The organism is Deinococcus humi, assembly GCF_014201875.1.
Taxonomy (GTDB): Bacteria; Deinococcota; Deinococci; order Deinococcales; family Deinococcaceae; genus Deinococcus; species Deinococcus humi.
This window is the reverse complement of the sequence record NZ_JACHFL010000002.1, coordinates 493520-513429: the sequence shown is the minus strand read 5'-3', so window position 1 is coordinate 513429 and position 19910 is coordinate 493520. Positions and strand designations below refer to the sequence as shown.

18 protein-coding genes and 1 pseudogene are annotated in these 19910 nt (G+C 65.8%); 8 read left to right on the top strand and 11 right to left on the bottom strand.

Annotated elements, in window-relative coordinates; translation table 11 throughout:
• Window positions 1–147, bottom strand: coding sequence for a hypothetical protein (locus tag HNQ08_RS06140; RefSeq protein WP_184128504.1), 147 nt, complete (start codon window positions 145–147; stop codon window positions 1–3).
• Between the two features lie 72 nt (window positions 148–219).
• Between HNQ08_RS06140 and HNQ08_RS06135 the strand changes: the two genes are divergently transcribed.
• On the top strand, window positions 220–588 hold the full coding sequence (locus HNQ08_RS06135; RefSeq protein ID WP_184128501.1) for a DUF202 domain-containing protein: 369 nt from the start codon (window positions 220–222) through the stop codon (window positions 586–588).
• A gap of 129 nt (window positions 589–717) precedes the next feature.
• Here the strand turns inward: HNQ08_RS06135 and HNQ08_RS06130 are convergent, their stop codons facing one another.
• Window positions 718–1164: a TlpA family protein disulfide reductase gene (locus HNQ08_RS06130; protein ID WP_184128498.1), complete on the bottom strand. Its 447-nt coding sequence runs from the start codon at window positions 1162–1164 to the stop codon at window positions 718–720.
• A 43-nt stretch (window positions 1165–1207) separates the two neighbouring features.
• Between HNQ08_RS06130 and HNQ08_RS06125 the strand changes: the two genes are divergently transcribed.
• Window positions 1208–1975, top strand: a complete 768-nt coding sequence (locus HNQ08_RS06125; RefSeq protein ID WP_184128495.1) for an ABC transporter substrate-binding protein — start codon at window positions 1208–1210, stop codon at window positions 1973–1975.
• A gap of 92 nt (window positions 1976–2067) precedes the next feature.
• On the opposite strand, the gene HNQ08_RS06120 is transcribed toward HNQ08_RS06125, so the two are convergent.
• The 6 genes and pseudogenes from HNQ08_RS06120 to hisB all read right to left on the bottom strand — a co-directional run bounded on the left by HNQ08_RS06120 (window position 2068) and on the right by hisB (window position 8254).
• Complete coding sequence (locus HNQ08_RS06120) at window positions 2068–2775, bottom strand: hypothetical protein (protein ID WP_184128492.1); 708 nt, start codon at window positions 2773–2775, stop codon at window positions 2068–2070.
• 90 nt (window positions 2776–2865) lie between these two features.
• Window positions 2866–3132, bottom strand: coding sequence for a hypothetical protein (locus tag HNQ08_RS06115; RefSeq protein ID WP_184128488.1), 267 nt, complete (start codon window positions 3130–3132; stop codon window positions 2866–2868).
• 782 nt (window positions 3133–3914) lie between these two features.
• Window positions 3915–5780 (bottom strand): annotated as a pseudogene (locus HNQ08_RS06110) (1,4-alpha-glucan branching enzyme); the annotation flags it as partial.
• A gap of 108 nt (window positions 5781–5888) precedes the next feature.
• On the bottom strand, window positions 5889–6941 hold the full coding sequence (locus HNQ08_RS06105) for a branched-chain amino acid aminotransferase (protein WP_184128485.1): 1053 nt from the start codon (window positions 6939–6941) through the stop codon (window positions 5889–5891).
• Window positions 6942–7010: 69 nt separating this feature from the next.
• The gene (gene hisH, locus HNQ08_RS06100) at window positions 7011–7652 is read right to left on the bottom strand and encodes an imidazole glycerol phosphate synthase subunit HisH (protein WP_184128482.1); all 642 of its coding nucleotides are present in this window, start codon (window positions 7650–7652) and stop codon (window positions 7011–7013) included.
• Complete coding sequence (hisB, locus tag HNQ08_RS06095) at window positions 7649–8254, bottom strand: imidazoleglycerol-phosphate dehydratase HisB (RefSeq protein WP_184128479.1); 606 nt, start codon at window positions 8252–8254, stop codon at window positions 7649–7651. Before hisB ends, hisH begins: the two co-directional genes overlap by 4 nt.
• Window positions 8255–8470: 216 nt before the next feature.
• Here hisB and ddrA point away from each other — a divergent pair, with 216 nt between their 5' ends.
• Window positions 8471–9073 (top strand): single-stranded DNA-binding protein DdrA, encoded by a 603-nt coding sequence (ddrA, locus tag HNQ08_RS06090; RefSeq protein ID WP_184128476.1) that lies wholly within the window; start codon window positions 8471–8473, stop codon window positions 9071–9073.
• A 142-nt stretch (window positions 9074–9215) separates the two neighbouring features.
• Here the strand turns inward: ddrA and HNQ08_RS06085 are convergent, their stop codons facing one another.
• The 3 genes from HNQ08_RS06085 to HNQ08_RS06075 all read right to left on the bottom strand — a co-directional run bounded on the left by HNQ08_RS06085 (window position 9216) and on the right by HNQ08_RS06075 (window position 14594).
• Complete coding sequence (locus tag HNQ08_RS06085) at window positions 9216–10385, bottom strand: serine hydrolase (RefSeq protein ID WP_184128472.1); 1170 nt, start codon at window positions 10383–10385, stop codon at window positions 9216–9218.
• Window positions 10386–10437: 52 nt separating this feature from the next.
• Complete coding sequence (locus tag HNQ08_RS06080; RefSeq protein ID WP_184128471.1) at window positions 10438–11277, bottom strand: DegV family protein; 840 nt, start codon at window positions 11275–11277, stop codon at window positions 10438–10440.
• 101 nt (window positions 11278–11378) lie between these two features.
• A complete protein-coding gene (locus HNQ08_RS06075; RefSeq protein WP_184128469.1) occupies window positions 11379–14594 on the bottom strand; it encodes a heterodisulfide reductase-related iron-sulfur binding cluster in 3216 nt (1071 codons plus the stop codon).
• Between the two features lie 297 nt (window positions 14595–14891).
• On the opposite strand from HNQ08_RS06075, the gene HNQ08_RS06070 reads away from it, so the two are divergent.
• The 5 genes from HNQ08_RS06070 to HNQ08_RS06050 all read left to right on the top strand — a co-directional run bounded on the left by HNQ08_RS06070 (window position 14892) and on the right by HNQ08_RS06050 (window position 19885).
• Window positions 14892–15917 (top strand): ATP-binding protein, encoded by a 1026-nt coding sequence (locus HNQ08_RS06070; protein WP_184128467.1) that lies wholly within the window; start codon window positions 14892–14894, stop codon window positions 15915–15917.
• 147 nt (window positions 15918–16064) lie between these two features.
• Window positions 16065–17183, top strand: a complete 1119-nt coding sequence (locus HNQ08_RS06065; RefSeq protein ID WP_184128465.1) for a vWA domain-containing protein — start codon at window positions 16065–16067, stop codon at window positions 17181–17183.
• Window positions 17183–18031, top strand: coding sequence for an NAD(+) diphosphatase (gene nudC, locus HNQ08_RS06060; RefSeq protein WP_184128463.1), 849 nt, complete (start codon window positions 17183–17185; stop codon window positions 18029–18031). The genes HNQ08_RS06065 and nudC overlap by 1 nt, the downstream gene beginning before the upstream one ends.
• On the top strand, window positions 18015–19418 hold the full coding sequence (locus tag HNQ08_RS06055; protein WP_184128460.1) for a hypothetical protein: 1404 nt from the start codon (window positions 18015–18017) through the stop codon (window positions 19416–19418). The genes nudC and HNQ08_RS06055 overlap by 17 nt, the downstream gene beginning before the upstream one ends.
• Window positions 19415–19885, top strand: coding sequence for an NUDIX hydrolase (locus HNQ08_RS06050; protein WP_184128458.1), 471 nt, complete (start codon window positions 19415–19417; stop codon window positions 19883–19885). The genes HNQ08_RS06055 and HNQ08_RS06050 overlap by 4 nt, the downstream gene beginning before the upstream one ends.
• Window positions 19886–19910: the final 25 nt, after the last annotated feature.

Sequence of the window (19910 nt, the reverse complement as noted above, 5' to 3'; positions counted from 1 at the left end):
TCAGGGGAAGCCCCAGGGATTGGCCTCGGCCCGCCGGTCCACCCGCGCCGCGTCGTACATTCTAATAATCGGGGGTGTCACGCGCAGGCTCCACAATGGCTCAACTTCAGGAGTGACCCAATGCAGCTCCAGCATCCACGGCCGCATGAGGCCAGCATAACGGCACTGGGAAGACTTTTTGAGGCCAGCGCTGGACCAGTCTGCCTACACTTGGAGAAGATGGCAGACGACCGAGACCAGCACCGCAATCTGGGTCAGGCCCGCACCGACTGGGCCGAGCGCCGCACCGCGCTGTCCTCCGAGCGGACCTTTGCCGCCTGGGGCCGCACCGCGCTGTCCTGCATCGGCGTGGGGCTGGCGGCCACCAAGCTGTTCGGCGACCTGCAACCGCAGTGGCTGCTGCGGGTGGTGGTGGTGGGTCTCGTGGCTCTGGGCGTGCTGGCGCTGGCTTTCGGTTATTACAGCTTCAATAAATCGGCCCGGGATCTGGAAGAGCGGGGCGAACACAGCCTGCCGCTGGGGTGGATCGGCGCGTTTGCGGTGATTCTGGCCCTGCTGGGCATCGCCGGGCTGTTTCTGGTCTGGTGACCCCCAGGCAAGACTCTTAACACCAGCAATGTAAAGGAATGGCGGGACGCCCCTCCACCGGTTCGCGTCTTCCATCTCCCGTTCAACAACCTCACCCTGGCTCGAAGCACATACTGCAATCACTGAACCCTAAACCAGACCCGTCCACTCCTCCAGCAGGTAGCGCAGGCGGGTCTGGGCGTTCTCCTGGCTGCCGTACACGCTCCGCAGCAGCTCTCCGCCAGGGGCAAAAGCCAACCAGTGTGGCGTGCCCTCGGTCTGCCAGGCGCGGGCCAGATCGCCGGATACGTCCAACGCGACGGGAAATGGCAGCCGGGCAAAGTCGTGGGCGAACTTGACCAGCGTCGGCTCCACGTCCTCACGTGGCAGGGGGCGGTGACCGTGACTGGTGTGGACGGCCACCAATTGAACCCGTTCTCCAAATTCGGCATGCAGCTTTTTCATGAACGGAATGCCGCGTGAGACACAGCCCGCACATTCCAGGTTAAAGGTCATGACCAGTCCTGGGCGCGTCCACCCGGCAGGGGGCGGTACCGGTTCACCGTAAACGAAATCAGTCAGTCCAGGCCAGTCCATGCAAAAGAGGGTAGCGTCCTGGCCCCGGCTCTATGCTGGACCCATGAAACGGACCCTTCTCCTCGCCGTAGCTCTCGCTGCCGCCGCCCAGACTGCTGCCGGGGCCACCACCGTCGCCGAGGTCAAGAAAAAAGGCGTGTTAATCCTGGGCACCGATCCCACCTTCTCCCCGTTCGAGTTCAAGGATAAGACCGGTCAGATTACCGGCTTCGACATCGACATCGCGCTCGCTGTGGCGAAGGATCTGGGCGTCAAGCTCCAGATTCAGGCGGTGGGCTTCGGGGCACTGATGCCGCAGTCGGTCACGTCCGGGCGGGTGGACATGGCCATGAGCGGCATCACCATCACGGATGAGCGGGCCAAAGTGGTGTCATTCAGCGCGCCGTACTACCGCAGCGCCCAGGTCTTTATCGTGAAGGGCGGCAACCCAGACAAGTTCAACTGGCCCAGTGACGTCAAGGGCAAGACCATCGGTGTGCAGGCCAACACCACCGGGCAGTTCGTGGCCGACGACGTGCTCAAGTCCAAGGGCGCGGTTTTAAAAGTCTACGATGACTTCGCGGCAGGGCTGGCCGACATCCGGGCGGGCCGGATTGCCGCGCTGGTCGGTGACGCCCCCACCGTCACGGACCTGCAAAAGCGCCTGCCAGGGCAATTTGCCAGAGCCGGCAAGGATCTTGCAGCAGAAGACTACGGCATGGTGTTCGCCAAAAACAGCGATCTGGCCGCCGCGGCCAATAAGACCCTGGCCCGTCTGAAGGCGAGCGGCGAGTATCAGAAGCTGCTGGATCGCTGGATCGTGCAGAAGTAAATCTGTACAGAAATTTCCTGTATCAGACAGGGAAAGTCACCGGACCAGAACGCTCCCGGTGACTTTTCCCCTTCAGGGATTCGGGATCAGCGCTAGAACGCCACCTGGGCCTGAAGCTCCTTCGTGGTGCGGAAGGTGGTCTGACCGCCGGCCGCGACGAAGTTCACCAGCGAACCGGAGGCGCTGACCTGCGCCAGAATGTTGGCGGTGACATTGATGTTCAGGTCAAGGACATTCCAGCCAGGTCTGGCATTGACCGCCACCGTGACTGGCAATTCTGGAATCTGCGACAGGCTCAGGATGGCCGCGCAGTTCACCGTGCCGCGCAACTGGGTCAGGCTGTCGCTGTACAGCCACACGCGGGCGTTGACGCGGCGGCTGAGCAGGCCGGATTTGCTGCCGGTGACGGCACTGGTCTGGCGCCTGCCGGAGGTATCGCTGGCATCCAGGGTCATGACCGCGAAGGCCTGGGCATCCGGATCACTGCTCTGGGCGGTGCCGCTGCAGTCCAGTTTGTCGGTGATTCCAGCTGCGGGCACGACGTTCTTTGCGAGATCGGCTTCTGCGGGCAACGTCAGGGTAAACGAACCGTCGCTGTGGACGCTGGACGAGATGTCAGGCAGACCGGGCACCGCCACGCGGCCTTCGCCCTTCCAAGCGGAGACCTTACCCTCAAGGGTTTCAACGGTGGGCTGATCGGACGCCTGTGGCGTGGCGGGTCCGCCACAGGCCACCAACGCCAACGCCACACCGCCCAACAGACCCCACTTGGCCCACCCCGGCCTGACCATACTGTTCATGGGTTCAATTTAACCCGGCGCTCCTGACTGACCCCTGACAGAAAATCAGCGCTGGCGCGGCATTTGTCACAAAGAGGGGGCGGGGGTGGGTCAACCCGGCTGATTGCCCGCCACATAGAAGATCAGGCCGATCAACAGCAGATCAAACGCCCAACTGGCAGGTCGGCGCAGTCGCTCGTCTCGCCGAGAGCGCAGAAACTGCACCCCCAGCCGCAGCAGCAGCAAGCCCGCGATCAGATAGGGGCTGGGTGGCGCCCCGCCCGTCAGCAGCGGAATTAGGAGAAGCACTGCCAGGACCCCCAGCAGCGCAAAGCTGACAATGGTCAGGGGGTCAGGAGTGGGGCGGGGAGCGGTCATTCTTCTGTCGGGGTGTCCTGAACGTCCATCCCCTGGACAGGATTGTCCTGAAGCGGAGTCTCCACACTCTCCACGGCCGTTTTCTTGGCCCTGGACTTGCGGGGCTTTGACGCAGGCTTGGTCTCCGCGGGTGTGGGGTCCGCCCGCACCTCCGCCACTGTTTTGGGTTTACGCGTCCGCTTGGGCTTGGGAGCGGGTTCGTCCCCTTCAGCTCCCACCGCAATCTCCACTTTGGGTTTTTTGGCGCGGCTGGCCCTGGGCTTGGCAGCTTTGGGCACTTCCGACTCTGCGCCCGTCGGCGTGGTGTGGGCCGGCTCCGCCTCATCGGATTCGGTAGCCTGACGGCTGGCCCGCGCCGTCAGGGTCCGAATGGATTCCAGTTCCACCGGAATGGACTGTTCTTCAGTGCTGGCATCAGCCACTGCAGGCCCGCTGGACAGTCGCCCTTCGGCGGACAGCTCAGGGGTGGGCGCCTGAGGAGTGTCCACCAGCTCCACCCCCACGTCCGCTTCTGGTGCGGAAACCTGGTCCATTCCCGTCCACCCGCTCCCAGTCTCCTCGTCGGCCAGCTCCAGTTCGGGCGTGAGATCGCGGGCCTCCTCCGGCTGAATCAGGCGGGCCTCAACGTCGTCAGTATGCGTGGGCTGAGCCTGGGTTTCTGTGGCCGCCCCCCCCACCCACTCACGCTCGGCACTCTGGCTGGGAAGATCCGCTTCAGACTGAGCTTCCGAAGCTTCAGCAATGTCCGCGATGCCGACCAGTTCATCCGGCGACAGGAACGACACCGGCTCCAGCACCAGCACGCTGTTGGGGGGCAGGTTCAATCGCAGGTGGTAGGTCTGGCCGTTCCAGCCCACTTCCTTGGCGGTCAGGTCGGGCTGCTGGGTGCCGAAACCACCGAACTCGCCGTCATCGGTGGACAACAGCAGACGGTAGTCACCGGCCTGCGGCACGCCGATGGGGTACAGGTCACGGTACACCGGGGTCAGGTTGGCGACCGTCAGGCTCCAGGCGTTGCTGTTCGGATCCCGGCGCAGATAGGCATACACGCTGTGCTCAGCGTCGTCGGCGCTGATCCACAGCATGCCCTCCTCGCGGGTGTCGGCCACATGCCAGTCGGGGCGAGCCACGTACAGTTCGTTCAGGCGGCGCACCAGATTCATGATCCCGCGATGGTCCGGCTGATCGGCCATGTACCACGGCAACCCGGTGTCGTGGTTCCACTCGGTGGACTGCCCAAACTCCTGGCCCATGAACAGGAGTTTCTTGCCGGGGGTGGTCCACATCATCGCCAGAAAGGCGCGGTACTGGGCACGCTGGGCGTACCACTCGCCGGGCATCTTCATGACCATGCTCTTTTTCAGGTGGACGACCTCGTCGTGGCTGATCGCCAGCACGTAATTCTCGCTGGTGCGGTACACGTTGAAGAAGGTCAGGGCATGGTGGTGGTGGGCGCGCCACAGCGGGTCTTCCTTGAAGTACCCGAGGTTGTCGTTCATCCAGCCCATCGCCCATTTGTAATCGAACCCCAGCCCGAAGGGGGCAGGAGTGGTCACGCCCGCGAAGGAGGTGCTCTCCTCGGCGATCATCATGACGCCGGGGGCCATGTGGTGCGTGACCTCGTTCAGGCGCTTGAGAAAGGCGATGGCCTCCAGGTTCTCACGCCCGCCGTGAATGTTGGGAATCCATTCGGTGCGCGAGAAGTCCAGGTACAGCATGGAGGCCACCGCGTCCACCCGCAGGCCGTCCACATGAAAGTCCTGTAGCCACTTGACAGCGCTGCCGATCAGGAACATCACCACCTCGTTGCGTCCGTAATCGAAGATCAGCGTATTCCAGTCCTGATGAAAGCCTTTACGTGGGTCGGCGTATTCGAACAGCGGGCCGCCGTCGAAGGTGGCCAGCCCCGCCGGATCGGTGGGGAAATGCCCCGGCACCCAGTCCAGGATCACGCCGATGCCCTTGCGGTGCAGGTGGTCCACCAGATACTTGAAATCCTCCGGGTTGCCCATGCGACTGGTGGGCGCGTAGTAGCCCGTGACCTGATAGCCCCACGAACCGTCGAAGGGGTGCTCCATGACGCCCAGCAACTCGACGTGGGTGTAGCCCATGTACTCCAGATAGTCGCCCAGCCGGTGCGCTAGGTCGCGGTAGTTCAGGAACCAGCCGTCGTCGCGCTTGCCCCAGCTGGGAGCGTGGCACTCGTAGATGCTGACAGGCTGGTCAAAGCCCGCCGAGCGCCCCTGCATCCACTCGCCGTCGCTCCATTCGTAGGGCTGATTCCAGACGATGCTGCCGGTGGCCGGACGGGTCTCGAAGAAGGTGCCGTAAGGGTCCATCTTGTCCTGGGTCTGCCCGTGCTGTCCGGTGATGCGGAATTTGTAACGCTGACCGTGGTGGGCGGCTGGCACAAAGACACCCCAGCAGCCGAAATCCAGGCGGTTCATGGCATGGGCGAAGCCATTCCAGTCATTGAAGTCGCCCACCACGCTGACGTGGGTGGCATTGGGGGCCCATACCGCAAAGCGCACACCCTCCACACCGTTTTCGGTGGTGGGGTGTGCGCCCAGCAGGTGATCGGGCCGGACCAGATCAGCGGTCGCCAGCTTCTGGAGATGTTCGTGGTCAAGGGGAAGCGGGGGAGTCATGCCCGGAGTCTAACGGGGTCCGGTGAACGGAACCGGAGGCGGTCCAGACGAACATGGGGCCGCCGATCCGGAATTTCGCGCTGCCAGGGGCAAATTCAGCCCTCTAACTCAAACCTTCACGATCCAGCCGTCCGGGGCAGGCACGTCGCCGTACTGGATGCCCACCAGTTCGTCGTACAGGCGGCGGGTCACTGGGCCAGCCTCGGTTTCGCTGTGGAAGACGTGGAAGGTGTCGCCGTACTGGATGCCGCCGATCGGGGTGATCACAGCGGCGGTGCCGCACGCGCCCGCCTCGGTGTAGCCGTCCAGCCGGTCAATGTACACGTCCCCTTCCTCCACGGACAGGTTCAAGCGGTGCTCGGCCAGCCACAGCAGGCTGTACTTGGTGATGCTCTCCAGGATGCTGGGCGACTTCGGGGTCACGAAACACCCGTCCCCGGTGATGGCGAAGAAGTTGGCCGCGCCCACCTCCTCGATCTTTCGGTGCGTTTCGGGGTCCAGATACAGGGCGTCGGCGAAGTGGTGGCCGTCGATCACCGTGTCCTTGGCCAGTTGGCCCGGCATCAGGCTGGCGGCGTAGTTGCCCCCCACCTTGGCCGCCCCGGTGCCGTGCGGCGCGGCGCGGTCGTAGTCCGACACCAGGAAATTCTGCGGGGTCAGGCCGCCCTTGAAATACGGCCCCACCGGCACGCAGAACACGCCGAAGATGAATTCTGGCGCCGTCCGCACCCCGATGTTGTCGCCCACTCCAATCATGTAGGGGCGCAGGTACAGCGAGCCGCCCGTGCCGTAGGGGGGGATGAAGCGCTCGTTGGCCCTGACCACCTGAGTGACCGCGTCGATAAACTGCTCATCGCTGATCTCGGGCATCAGCACGCGGCGGCAACTGCGGCGCATGCGAGCGGCGTTCTGGTCCGGGCGGAAGATGTTGATGGAACCGTCCTGGCAGCGGTAGGCCTTGAGGCCCTCGAAGCACTGCTGGCCGTAGTGCAGCGCCGTGCTGCCCTCTGCGATGTGCAGCACGTTGTCCTCGGTCAGGGTGCCCGCGTCCCAAGCGCCGTCCTTCCAGTGCGACAGGTAACGCAGATCGGTGCGGATATAGCTGAAGCCAAGGGTGGCCCAGTCGATGTTGGGAGTGTCTTTGGGAGCGGTTTGGGTCATGCCCCGATTGTCGCGCAATTGGGACCCAGTTGAAAGGCGGGGGAACGCGGTTGGTCTAGCGGGGCGCCCCTAACCCAGCACGTTCCGCCGGAAACGCTCCAGCAGCGCCAGCCCCACCGCGCCGCTCTTTTCCGGGTGAAACTGGGCGGCGTGAAGATTGCCCACGCTCAGGGCCGCCCAGAAGGGCACGCCGTACTCGCCCAGTGCCCCGTGCTCCACGGCAACGTCGGCGGGAACGTAGTAGCTGTGGACGAAGTAGGCGTAGGCCGGACCGTTCAGCTCACGCAGCAGCGGCGAGTCGCCCACCCGCTCCAGCGCGTTCCAGCCCATCTGCGGCACCTTGTGGCCAGCCCCGGCGACAAACCTGCGGACAGTGCCGGGGATCAGGTTCAGGCCCGGCGTCCCTGGAGCCTCCTCGGAATCGCTCAGGAGCATCTGCATGCCCACGCAGATGCCCAGGAGCGGCACCCCGCCCCGCGCCGCGTCCGTGACCGGGCCGTGAAAGCCGCCCGTGTCGAAGGCCTGCATGACCTGCCGGAAGTGGCCCTGACCTGGCACCACTAACGCGGAGGCATGCGGCACGTCGGCAGGACTATCCGACACGCGCACCCGCATCCCGGCCCGCTCCAGCGCCTTGGCCGCGCTGCGGATATTGCCCGCGCCGTAGTCGAGCAGCAACACTTCCGGTCTGGCCGACGCCGGAGCACTCACAGGCTGCCCTTGGTGCTAGGCATCTCGCTGGAGGTCACGGCCACGGCGTCGCGCAGGGCACGGGCCAGCGCCTTGACCACCGCCTCGATCACGTGGTGGGCCTCGCGCCCCGCCAGCAGCCGGACGTGCAGGGTCACGCCGCCGTGGTTGCAAAAGCCGCGCAGGAACTCGCGCAGGTGGTAGTGGGTCATGCCGCCCGCGTCGCCCCACACGTCCAGCGTCTCCGGCTCGAAGGCCAGGTGGGCACGGCCCGACAGGTCCACCACCGCGTGGGCCAGCGTCTCGTCCATCGGTACGAAGGCGCTGCCATAGCGCTCGATGCCCTTGCGGTCCCCTAGCGCCTGCGACAGCGCCTGCCCCAGCGTGATCCCGGTGTCCTCGATCAGGTGGTGCGGCTCGATGTGCAGGTCACCTGTGGCGGTCACGCTCAGGCCCAACCGGCTGTGACGGGCCAGGGCATCCAGCATGTGGTCAAAAAACCCATGGCCGCTCTGCCCCGCTTCATACGCCGGGGAATCGAGGTCCAGACGAACCGTGATGTCGGTTTCTGCGGTCTTGCGGGTCACTGTCGCTGTGCGGGAGGGAGGGGCCGTGCGGCTCATGTGGGGAAGTGTAGTGGAAGAAGGGAAGCACATTTCGAACGGCGTCTACAGGTCTCGCCCTAATTGAAGGGAGAATATGTGACAGCTAGATCAGTTGACTCCTGACGCTTGCGCCTCCGGCACCGTCCCACACGCCATCCAGCCGTTTCAAGAGCCAGTCTTTATGCTTCCCCATTCTGTCTTGACCGTAATTGTATTCTGTTATAGACTAAATGCATGAAGCTCAGCGATGTTCAGAAACGACTCCAGGCTCCGTTTCCGTCCCATCTGGTGGGCTGGAAACCCCAGACATTCACGAAGGACCGCAGCCGCGCGCTGATCCTGTCTTACGTGGATGCCCGTGCGGTGCAGGACCGACTCGACGCCATCTGTCCCGACGCCTGGAGCTTTGAGATCGAGGTTGTTCCGGGCACGGCCGTCGCCACGGTCAAGGGCCGCCTGACCGTCTTGGGTGTGACCCGCGAGGATATCGGCGAGGCCCCCGAGGGCAACCTGGGTACCCTTAAAGCCGCTTCCTCTGACGCCCTCAAGCGCTGCGCCGTGCAGTTCGGGATCGGACGCTACCTGTACGATCTGCCCAAGCAGTGGGTGGAATGGGACGACGTCAAACGCCAGCCCAAGGTGACCCCTGAGCTGCCCGACTGGGCGCGGCCCGATCACGAGCGCAGCCCCGGCGGCGCACACCTGGTGCAGGCGATGGAGCAGCTGCGCTACGAACTGCCCGAGGATCTGGAACTGCAACGTGAGGTCTACAAGCACCTCAAGGCCGCGCTGGGCAGCATTCACCCGGCGCCCGTGAGCCAGGGTCAGGCCGCGTGAATCCGTCTCCCAACGCCCGCAACCTGCTGACCGTCACGCTGGGGTTGCTGGTCCTGATGCTGATGAGCGGCGCACTCGCCCAGCTGCTCTAAACCCACATTCAGATGCGCCACCGGGAGATTCATCCTCGGCGGCGCCTTCTTTATGGCTTCGGTTTCGGCAATTGGGACTTTGAACTGGTCCGAATCGAAACCTTGGGCAGCGGTGGCACTGGCCCCAGCACCGCCTCAATTCCGGCGTTGATCCAGGCGAAGGCGCGGCGGGTGTTGGGCATGGTGTAGGTCTGGTTTGCGCCGTGCTGCATGAAGGCGTACACGACCCGCCGCCCGTCTTTTGTCTGAAAGTAGCCACTATAGGTCAGGATGCCCCAGCCGTTGCCGCCCTTGCCGCCAAACCAGTGGATCTGCGGCCCCCAGGTCAGTGCCGCCCTGCCGAAGCCCAGGGCCATGGCCTCACGCTGCCACTTCACCGCGCGCGGCGACAGGCCGGGACGCAGGAATTCATGGGCGAGCAGCGTGCCCCATTCATACGGCGTGCTGAGGTTGTGCACCCGCAAATCATCGGCGGGGTCATGTCTAGTGTCCAGATACACGTCCAGGCGGTGCTGGATGTCATCAGCGCGGTATTTGCGGGCGTCGGCGTCGATGCTGGCAGCCAGCCGTTCGCGACTCTTGCCCGTCGCCGATGCCCAGCGCGCGGTGCTGTTGAAGGTGGAGGACAGGCCCGCCTGAGCCACCCACCAGTCGCGGGTGGGCAGGATCAGGCGGGTGCGGCACAGGCCCAGCCCGTCGGCCACCGCCTGCACGCGCTGCAACCCTATGCGGCGGTGCAGGATATCGGTGGCGGTGTTGTCACTATTGGCGATCATGCGGAGGCTGAGGGTCTTGACGTTGCTGCCATCAAAGGGATAGCTCCCCAGGCTCTGGTTCTCGCGGGTCACATCGAAACGCTCGGTGGGGCTCAGGCGGCCCGCATCGAACTCCCGCAGCAGTGCCCACAGCACAGCCTGCTTGTAGGTGCTCGCCAGCGGGAAGACGCTGTTCGGATTGGTGCCGACGGCATTTACGGGTTCCAGCGTGACGGGGTCGATCTGTGCCACCCACAGGCCCAGCCGCCCGCTCAGGGGCAAGGGCGGCGGCGGCGCTTTGCCGACGGCAGGCGCGGCACTCAGGCAGCCGCCCGAGCGGCTTCTCATCACAGTGCGCACCCCGGCATCGGGGCGAGGCGTGACGGGTTCCAGCACCACGTCAGGCTCGCTGGTGTCGGCCCGACCCACCTCCGCAGGCACCCTGTGGCAGGCCGTCAGCAGCATCAGTGCACTGCACGCGGCCACAAGGGACCGGGAGACGACCCTATTCATCGCCTCAGAGGGGTTCCAGGGTCACGCCCATCGTTCCTGGCCCGGCGTGCGTGGCCACCACCGCGCCGATGCCGTGATCTCCCAGGTCCGTGAATCGCAGCCCCGCCAGTCCGGCACGAACCTCCTGCACGTAATCCTCACCCCCTACCGTGGAGAGAAATGCCACCCGGGCACCGCCATGCGTTTCAACGTACTTGCGGGTGTAGTCCACCAGATCCTGAACGGCCTTCTTGTGGCCGCGCACACGCCCACCGCTCTCTACCCGTCCTTTCTTAACCACCAGAATCGGCTTGATGTTGAGCAACCCACCCAGCAGCGCCTGCGCCCCGCCGATCCGCCCGTTGATTTTGAGGAAATCCAGCGTGTCGACCGTGAAGCGGATGTCGGCTTCCCTGCCGACCCGATCCAGTTCGGCCAGGATTTCGGGAACCGTTTTTCCAGCCTGAGCCAGTTCGGCGGCGCGCAGCACACGCATGCCCAGACCCATGCTGACCGACCCGGTATCCAGCACGGTCACCTTCTCGCCGAAATCCTGCGCCGCCAGCCGGGCGCTGCCTACGGTTCCCGACAGTTGCCCGCTGATGTGAATGCTCAGCACCTGATCCACCGTTTCCAGCGCCTTGCTGTACACATCGGCGAATTCAGCGGGGCTGGGCTGGGAGGTGCTGGGGGTCTTCTTGCCCGCCCGGAGACCCGCGAACAGTTCGGGCGGCGTGATCTCAATGCCGTCCTTGTGCATCTTGCCATCGAACAGCACGTACAGGGGCACGCTGAAGATCCCGTGCTGGGCGCAGAGTTCCGGATTCAGGTCACTCGTGGAATCGGTGACGATGGCGATGGTCATGGGCCGATCTTAGCGTGACATTGAATTCTGGCAGACATTAGACCCAGTGCAAAGGAAAACGCCGCCCCCTACAGGCGGCGTTTAAGCGGGAGTTGCAGGACTCAATCTTTCTTCTTCGGCACCCACTTCTTGCGTCCACTCGCGCTGGGTTCACTGCGCTCCGGCTCAGCGGACGCCCCCTGGCCTTCTTGCAGCGCGCTCTCGCCCACTTCGAACCGCTGGACGTGCTCGGGGATCAACGCATCGTCAACAGGCCCGGCGACCGGGGCGGCTTCCACCTTGGTTTTCGGCTGCCATTTGGGGCGCCCGGTAGTCGTGGAGTCGGCTGGGGCTGCGGCCGTCTGGGGTTCCGGAGCGGCCTCTGGAGAGAGACTGTCGGCAACTGACGTGTCTGCACCCGCACCGCTGGCTTTCGGCGTCCACTTCTTGCGCTCTCCCCCACTGGGCGCGGGCTCAGGCTGGGTGGGAGCCTCAGGGGCGGCTGACTGAACTGCTGTGGGTTCCGCCGCTTCCACTTTCGCCTGTGGCTTCCACGCCTTACGGACGGGCGCACCTTCGGATGTTTCAGGGGCGGGGGCAGGTCCCTTGGCCACAGGCTCGGCACTCACGTCATCGGCCTTGCCTTTGGGCTGCCACGCCTTGCGGGCGGGGACCTCAGCAACGGATTCGGGGAGGACCGGGGCAGCGCTCACGTCGTCCGATTTGCCCTGCGGCTTCCAGGCTTTGCGGGCAGGGGATGGAGTGGGCGCCGTTTCTTCCACCCTGGCCTCGGCAACAGGAGCCACATCATCCGCACCCGCCTTGGGCTTCCAGGCTTTGCGGGCTGGCGTCTCCCCGGCGCCGGCCTGAGCAGGCTCGGCGCTCACGTCATCCGCCCCGCCCTGCGGCTTCCAGCTCTTGCGGGCAGGCGCGGCGCCGCTCTCAGCCGGTACGGGTTGAGCGGGAGCAGCCTCGGCTTTCGGCTTCCATGCCTTGCGCTCGGTAACCCCTTCGGGGTGGGCAGCCTGCGGCTCCGGCTGGGTGTCGGCATTTTCCACCGGGCTGCCTGGCTGGGCATTCGCCACGTCTGCAGCGGTTTCGCCCACCACGTCGTCCGGCGCGTCGGCAGAGCGCACCGCGCCCGGGCGTGCCATGGGTGCCTCGGCGTTGGGCACCACCGGCTGGTCCGACTCGGCCAGGGCATTGTCGGGCGCGGCGGTAGGAGCCACCCACTCGCCGGTGGCGCGCTGCATGCTTTCCAGCATCAGCTCGGCCACGTCCTTGACCACGATGTCGTCGCGTTTCTGCTTTTCCGGCGTGCTGTTGAGCATGGCCTTGCAGAAGGGGCAGCCCACCGCCACCACCTTCCCGGTCTGCTCAAACTCTTCGGAGGCCTGTTTCGCCCCGTCCAGCCGCGCCTGCAACTCACGGAACCGGTTGTCGGAGACGCGCTCGCGGCCCTCCTCCTCCTCCTTCCAGAATTGCGCGCCACCTGCGCCACAGCAAAAGGAATTCTCGCGCTCACGTTCCAGTTTCAGGACCTCGCCCGCCATCCTGGTGATCAACGTGCGGGGCGCATCGTATACCCCGTTGTGGCGGCCCAGGTAGCAGGGATCGTGGTAGGTCACGTTGTCCGCAAGTTCGGCCAGCGGGAGCTTGCCAGCGGCCACCAGCGTCTCCAGGTATTCGGTGTGGTGGATCGTCTTGTAATGCCCACCAATCTGCGGGTACTCGCCCCCAATGATGTTCATGCAGTGCGGGCAGGTGGCGACGATCAGCTTGGGCCGGACGCTGTTCAGCGTCTCCACGTTCTCCTGCGCCAGCGTCTGGTACAGGAATTCATTCCCGGCGCGGCGGGCGCTGTCCCCGGTACACGCCTCCTTCTTGCCCAGCACGGCGTAATTGACCCCGGCTTTGTCCAGCAGTTGCACGAACGAGCGGGCCACCTTCTGCGCGCCCGGATCGTAGGCGGCGGCGCAGCCCACCCAGTAGATGACGTCGGGTTCGGGGTTCTCGTCGATGGTGGGCACTTTCAGGCCCTCGGCCCATTCCATGCGCTTGTCACGCGAGATGCCCCAGGGATTCGACGCGCGCTCCATGCCCCGGAAGGCGGTCTGGAGCTGCTGCGGGAACTCCCCGGCGACCATCACCTGCTGGCGGCGGATGTCGATGATGTCGAGCATCTGCTCGTCCTGCACCGGGCACACCTGCATGCACGCGCCGCAGGTGGTGCAAGCCCACACCGCTTCCTCGCTGATGGCGTATTCCAACAGGGGATGCGCGGTGCTGGCCCCGGACTCGAACGGCGCGGCCTTGAGGGTGAACGGACTGGGATGCGCGGCGATCACGTTCAGTTCCATGCGCTTGTTAATCTCCAGCGCGGCAGGAGACAGCGCCTTGCCGGTGGCATTGGCCGGGCACACATCTTGGCAGCGGTTGCACTGGATACAGGCGTAGGCGTCCAGTAGGCGCGGCCATTCCAGCTCTTCGAGCTTTTCTACGCCCAGGCGCGGCTCCTCGGCCTCCATCGCCTCTTCCAGGCCCTTCATGGGCGGCAGCACGCCGCTGCCCACCGGACGTTTGAAGGTGTAGTTCAGGGGAGCCATGAAGATATGGATGTGCTTGGTGAACGGGAAGTACGCCAGGAACAGCAGGACGCTGCCCAGCGCGCCCCAGAAGCCGAAGATGCGCCAGCCGAGCAGGCTGGATTCGCTCAGGCCCGCAAACAGCGCCGAGCCCACCGCATTCGAGAACGGCTGAAACGCGTCGCCGCCCTCGGCCACCACCTTGGCCGCATTTCCCAGCACCCGGCTGCCGACGTGGAAGAAGATGAACGCCGAGACGATCAGGCTGTCGCGCTGGATGTAATTGTTTTTGAGCAGGGGGTGCAGCAGCGTCTTTTCACTGAAGCGGAAATCGCGTCTGCTGGGAGTGAACAGGCGGCGAATCACCAGCGCCACCACACCGAACAGCACCAGGAAGCTCAGGACGTCGGCGAGCAGGTTGTACGCCGCACCCAGCGGATTTTCCGAGGAGATGGTAAACCGGAGATACCCTTCGAGCCCATCCACAACGTTGACCAGCAGGTAGAACACAAAGCCGTAGAAAATGAAGCTGTGCAGCACGCTGATGACCGTGCGGCGACGGAAAGTGCGCTCCTGGGTCAGGCTCACCCGGACGGCGTCCAGGATGCGGCGGCCCGGAAGATCAAAGCGGCGCTCCGTGGCGGGCGCTCCCCGGCGAACGCGGAGGTACAGGCGGTAAAAGCCCCACAGGCCAAACGCCCCGGTGATGACGGCAAAGACGAGAAACAGAATCTGATGGGTAAGGGGCAGCACGGCGGGAAAACCTCCGGTGGAATCGAATCGGGTGTGGGGCCGTCTGCCTTGCGCCTCCGGCCTGTCACAAATATTGAACCGGGTGCAAGTATAGCGGGGTCTGCCCGGTGGGAGGGCAACGGCGGGAGCGACGTGCAGCACGAAAAGGAGACGGTCCCAGCATACGTCACGGCGGCATGGGTCACGGCGTGAGCCGGACCACCGGGGTCCTTGGGCGCACCATTGCCCGGCGGTCCGGCACGCTAGCCTCTGAATCCTGACCGTTCCCTCTCGCATTCCTCCAAAGGAGCTTTTCTCTTGTCCTTAACTGCCAATGAACTTCAGACGTACCTGTCGGCCCTGATCGCGGGCGAACTCAAGCTGTCCACCATGATCTGGGGACCGCCCGGTGTGGGCAAGAGCAGCGTGGTGGCGCAGGTGGCGCAGGAACGCGGGCTGGATTTCGTGGACGTGAGACTGTCGCAACTGGCCCCCACCGATCTGCGCGGCCTGCCGGTGCCGCAGGCGGACGGCCAGGGCAGCGGCGTGAGCAAGTGGTATCCGCCCGAATTCCTGCCACGCGGCGGCCAGGGCATCCTGTTTCTGGACGAGGTCAATATGGCTCCGCCCACCATGCAGGGCATGGCCCAGCAACTGATTCTGGACCGCCGGGTGGGCAGTTACGTGCTGCCCGACGGCTGGTTCGTGTGGGCGGCGGGCAACCGCAAGGAGGACCGCGCCAGCGTCTTTGACATGCCCGCTCCGCTGGCCAACCGCTTCCTGCACCTGACGGTGCGGCCCGATTTCGACTCGTGGCGCAGCTACGCGCTGGGACGCAACCTGCACGAGCATGTGATCGCCTTCCTCACCTTCCGGCCGGAGTTGCTGCACCGCCTGGACCCCCAGCAACCCGCGTGGCCCAGCCCACGTGCCTGGGAGATGGCATCGGGATTGCACCGCGCCGGATTGGACGTCGCCCCCGCGATTGGCGAGGCGGCGGGGGCCGAGTTCAGCGCCTTCGTGCGGCTGTACGAGCAATTGCCCGATCTGGGCATCGTGCTGGAGGGCCGGGGCGGCGGCCTGCGGCTGCCCGACGAGCCCAGCGTGCGCTACGCCGCCGTCGTCGGGCTGGCGGCCCGGGCACAGAGCGCCGACGCCGCGTACCACGCCTTCACCTGGCTGGCCGACAGCGCTGGACCGGAGTGGCTGCAACTGTATGTCGCCACCCTGGTCAGCAAGTTCCAGGCCATTGGCCAGCTGGGCGAACTGGCCGCGCTGGTGGCCCGCGACGAGCGACTGGCCGCGCTGGTGGAGGGCACGCTGGCCATGTCGGAGGGGGGATGAGCGGGCGGGCAGACCTCCATTGGTGGCCTGTAGAGAGGCCGCTACGACGCAGAGGGGAAATGGGCGAAGACGAGAACCCAGGCCAGGCAGCCCCCCCTCTGTCCACAAGCCATCAGCTCTCCACCACTGGCTGCGACAGAGGGCCGTATGCCTGACTTCCAGCACCTGATCTCCGGCTCAAGATTACGGATTCGCGGCAAGTCGGCCTTCTTCGCCACGCTGCTGCTGCACGCGGAGTTCGTGCCGTCGCGCGAGGTGGCGGCGGCAGGTACGGACGGCGAGCGGGTCTACGTGAATCCGGAAGTGGCGGCCTCGCTGCCCTCCGACGTGCTGGACGGCCTGCTGCTGCACGAGGTCCTGCATGCCGCGCTCTCGCATGTGGAACGGCGCGGCCCGCGTGAGAAGAAGCGCTGGAACAAGTCGGCCGACCTGATCGTGAACGGCATGGTGGACGCGGCGGGCTTGCCCACGCCGCCGAGTTCGCGCCGCGATGACCATCTGGAAAAGCTGAGCGTGGAGGAGGTCTACACCGCGCTGCTGGCCGAGGGTGAGGAGGACGGCGAGGGTGATGAGGGCGGCGACGACCTGCTGGACGGCCCCCCCAGCGACGCGCCCCCGAAAAACGGCCAGAAGTCATCCAACGCCGCGAAACAATGGCAGCAGGCGATGGCCAAGGCCCGCAGCATGGACGCCATGAGCGGCGGCCAGGGCGACGATCCGCTGGGCGCACACCGCGAGCTGGCGCGGCTGGCCCCGGCGCGGCTGGACTGGCGGGCGCACCTGTGGCGTTTTCTGGCCCGGACTCCAGTGGACTTCGGGGGCTTTGACCGCCGCTTCGTGGGACGCGGGCTGTATCTGGAAGCTCTGGACGACGAGAGCCTGAGTGCCTTAATTGCGGTGGACACCTCCGGCAGCGTCGACGACGAGGCGGTCAAAGCGCTGGTGGGCGAGGTCCAGGGCGTGCTGGGAGCGTACCCGCACGTCCGCGCCACCCTGTACTACGCCGACACCGAGGCGTACGGGCCACACGAGCTGTCACCCGGGGGCGCCATTCCCGCGCCGCAGGGGGGCGGCGGCACAGATTTTCGCCCCATTTTCAGGCTGCTGGATGACCACGAGCCGGACGTGCTGATCTACCTGACCGACGGCTACGGCGACTTCCCCGACGCCGCGCCGCGAATGCCGACACTATGGGTGGTGCCCCCCGGCGGGCTGGAGGACGAGGGTTTTCCCTTCGGTGAGGTCCTGCGGCTAGAGGAGGGCTGATGGTCTCCCGTCCCATACGCTTCGAGGACCTGACCGAGTTGCCGGACGGCCCGGCCACCTGGTTCATCTTCCAGGGCCACAAACTGCTGCTGCGCGGGGATCACACGCTGCCAGTGGGCCGCGCGGAAGACTTCGCGGTCGATCTGGTCCGCCCGCTGGGCCTGCTGGACGGTCAACCCTACGTCTGTGCGCAGTTGCAGGGGGACCCGCCGGACGGGTACAGTCTCACGCCGTTGCGGGCGCTGCTGGGACGACTGGACGACGATCTGTCCGGGCTGGCCGGATACGCCGCCCAGGTGCTGGACTTCAACCGCACCCACCAGTTCTGCGGGCGCTGCGCCACGCCGCTGATTTTTGCGGGCTACGAGCATTCCAAAGTGTGCCCCAGTTGCAGCCTGAGCGTGTATCCACGCGTGGCCCCGGTGGCGATGGTACTGATCCGGCGGGGCAGCGGTCCGGACACCGAACTGCTGCTGGCTCGCGGCCCGAATTTCGCGCCCGGCGTCTATTCGGCGCTGGCAGGCTTCGTGCAGCCCTCCGAGACGCTGGAACACGCCGCTGCGCGCGAGGTTCAGGAGGAGGTGGGGGTGGAGATCAGGAACCTGCGCTACGTCCTGAGCCAGCCCTGGCCCTTTCCCCACTCGTTGATGATCGGCTTCGACGCCAAATGGGACGGCGGCGAGATCGCCCTGCAGCCCGAAGAGATCGAGGATGCACGGTGGTTTCCCATCGCCAGCCTCCCGCACCTTCCCCCGCCCTTCAGCATCGCGCGCCAGCTCATTGACCGCGCGGTGTCCCTGGGACGACGGGTAGACCCCTATCCTGTTTCCCATGACCACTCCTTCTGAACTCGACCCGCGCACGCTGACCTCCCTGGGGGTGGACGGGGCGCTGGAGGCAGCAGCGCACCCGCAGGCCACGGCGTCGGTGCTGTCGGGCCTGAGCGCCCACCCGGACGCGCGGGTACGCTCACGGGTGGCCCGGCATCCCAACGCGCCGCTGGAGGTGCTGGGCGCGCTGGCCGCGGCCTACCCGCAGGACGTGATGGACAATCCGGGCCTGCCCTTGCTACGTCTGGCCCGTCCCGGCTTTCTGAATGTCTTTCCTGGCGAGGGTGTGGCGGCGCTGCTGTCCCTGCCCGAGGTGCCCGACTGGGTGCTGGACGGCGCCCTGCGCCATGAGGACTACAGCGTGCGAACGGCGCTGGCGGCCCGCCCGAAGCTGAGCGAGAACCGGGTGGCAGCCCTTGCAGGCGACGCGGGCTGGCAGATTCGTGAGATGGTGGCAAAACGCGGGGAACTGTCGCTGGCCCTGACCCGTCAACTGGCCGCCGACGATGATTACGACGTGCGAAAGGCGGTGGCGGCCCGCCCCGATCTCCCCGGCGACATCCTGCGGACAATGGTGGAAGACAGCCACGGTCTGGTGCGGGCCAGCGTGGCCCGCCGCCTGGATCTGCCGCTGGACTGCATGCTGACGCTGGCGGCGGACAGCGACACAGACGTGCTGGCCACGCTGGCCCGCCGCGTAGATCTGCCGCGCAACGTGCGCGAGTGGCTGTCCAGCAGCGACGAGCCCTCCGTGCGGGCCGCCGCGCTGCAAGGCTGGAAAGTGCCGGCCAGTTGGTTGGAACGCGCCCAGAACGACGCCGATCCGGATGTGCGCGCCGCCCTGGCCCGCCGCCCGGACGCCTCGGTCAGCGTGCTGGAGCGGCTGGCCCACGATGAGGCTGAGTCGGTGCGCCGCGCGGTCCTGGAGCGCGACGACCTGCCCGAGGGCGCGGTCCTAGCCTTGGCCCGCGCCCCGGAGCAGGACATCCGACTGCATGTGGCCAGTGCCGACAACCTGCCCGGCAGCGTGCTGGACGTCTTGCTGGGGGACGCAGACCCCACCATCCGCACGATTCTGGCCGTGCGGCCCGATCTGGGGCCGGAGCGACTTGCCCGTCTGGCGGTGGACGACAACGCGGAGGTCCGCCGGGCAGTGGCCTATTCCGCTGCGCCGGACGGCGACACGCTGCGGAGGCTGGCCCAGGACGCGAATACTGGGGTGCGCCGCGCCGCCGCTGCTCACAAGAAGCTGCCATCCGAACTGCTCCAGGCGCTCAGCCACGACGCGGACGCAGGCGTGCGACTGGCGGTGGCTGGCCGGGATGATCTCTCCCCCGCCCTGCGCGAGCAGTTGCGCCAGGACGAGGACCCCAGCGTCCGTGCGGAAGCCGAGGCTCTGGCATGACCGACATACGGCTGCACCTGGGCGGCCTGAAGTTCAGCGTACGCGTGGTCATCGTGTGTATCCGGAATGGAAAGCTGCTGGCCAATACCGAACAGGGTATCGGCTTCTGGTATCTGCCCGGCGGCGCACTCGCCACCGATGAGGACGTGCGCCGCTGCGCCGAGCGTGAATGGCTGGAGGAAACTGGCGTCTTGCCGGGACAGATGAGATTGCTGGGCATTGTGGAGAACTTCTTCGGGCCGGCACATCGGCGTCAGCATGAGATCGGCTTTTATTTCCACATGGACCCCCCCGCCGAACTGCCTGACGAGCCGTTCTCCGTGTTGGACGATGCCAACGTGCTCAGCGAATGGATTCCAGTCGACGAGATTGAATCCCGCCCCGTCTATCCTCTCGCTCTCCGTGAGCTGCTGGGCGGAGACTCCGGGGCGGTGCGACACATCGTGAACCGGGAAGACCTGGCCTAAGACCCGTATAACGAAAAAAACCCCG

Bases quoted from the DNA above. Each gene is read 5' to 3' on its own strand.
- HNQ08_RS06050 (WP_184128458.1), top strand. From the start codon at position 19,415: ATGACCGACATACGGCTGCACCTGGGCGGCCTGAAGTTCAGCGTACGC.
- HNQ08_RS06085 (WP_184128472.1), bottom strand. From the start codon at position 10,385: ATGCTGCTGACGGCCTGCCACAGGGTGCCTGCGGAGGTGGGTCGGGCC.
- ddrA (WP_184128476.1), top strand. From the start codon at position 8,471: ATGAAGCTCAGCGATGTTCAGAAACGACTCCAGGCTCCGTTTCCGTCC.
- HNQ08_RS06065 (WP_184128465.1), top strand. From the start codon at position 16,065: ATGCCTGACTTCCAGCACCTGATCTCCGGCTCAAGATTACGGATTCGC.
- HNQ08_RS06130 (WP_184128498.1), bottom strand. From the start codon at position 1,164: ATGGACTGGCCTGGACTGACTGATTTCGTTTACGGTGAACCGGTACCG.
- HNQ08_RS06105 (WP_184128485.1), bottom strand. From the start codon at position 6,941: ATGACCCAAACCGCTCCCAAAGACACTCCCAACATCGACTGGGCCACC.
- HNQ08_RS06055 (WP_184128460.1), top strand. From the start codon at position 18,015: ATGACCACTCCTTCTGAACTCGACCCGCGCACGCTGACCTCCCTGGGG.
- hisB (WP_184128479.1), bottom strand. From the start codon at position 8,254: ATGAGCCGCACGGCCCCTCCCTCCCGCACAGCGACAGTGACCCGCAAG.
- HNQ08_RS06120 (WP_184128492.1), bottom strand. From the start codon at position 2,775: ATGAACAGTATGGTCAGGCCGGGGTGGGCCAAGTGGGGTCTGTTGGGC.
- nudC (WP_184128463.1), top strand. From the start codon at position 17,183: ATGGTCTCCCGTCCCATACGCTTCGAGGACCTGACCGAGTTGCCGGAC.
- HNQ08_RS06135 (WP_184128501.1), top strand. From the start codon at position 220: ATGGCAGACGACCGAGACCAGCACCGCAATCTGGGTCAGGCCCGCACC.
- HNQ08_RS06140 (WP_184128504.1), bottom strand. From the start codon at position 147: ATGCGGCCGTGGATGCTGGAGCTGCATTGGGTCACTCCTGAAGTTGAG.
- HNQ08_RS06115 (WP_184128488.1), bottom strand. From the start codon at position 3,132: ATGACCGCTCCCCGCCCCACTCCTGACCCCCTGACCATTGTCAGCTTT.
- HNQ08_RS06080 (WP_184128471.1), bottom strand. From the start codon at position 11,277: ATGACCATCGCCATCGTCACCGATTCCACGAGTGACCTGAATCCGGAA.
- HNQ08_RS06125 (WP_184128495.1), top strand. From the start codon at position 1,208: ATGAAACGGACCCTTCTCCTCGCCGTAGCTCTCGCTGCCGCCGCCCAG.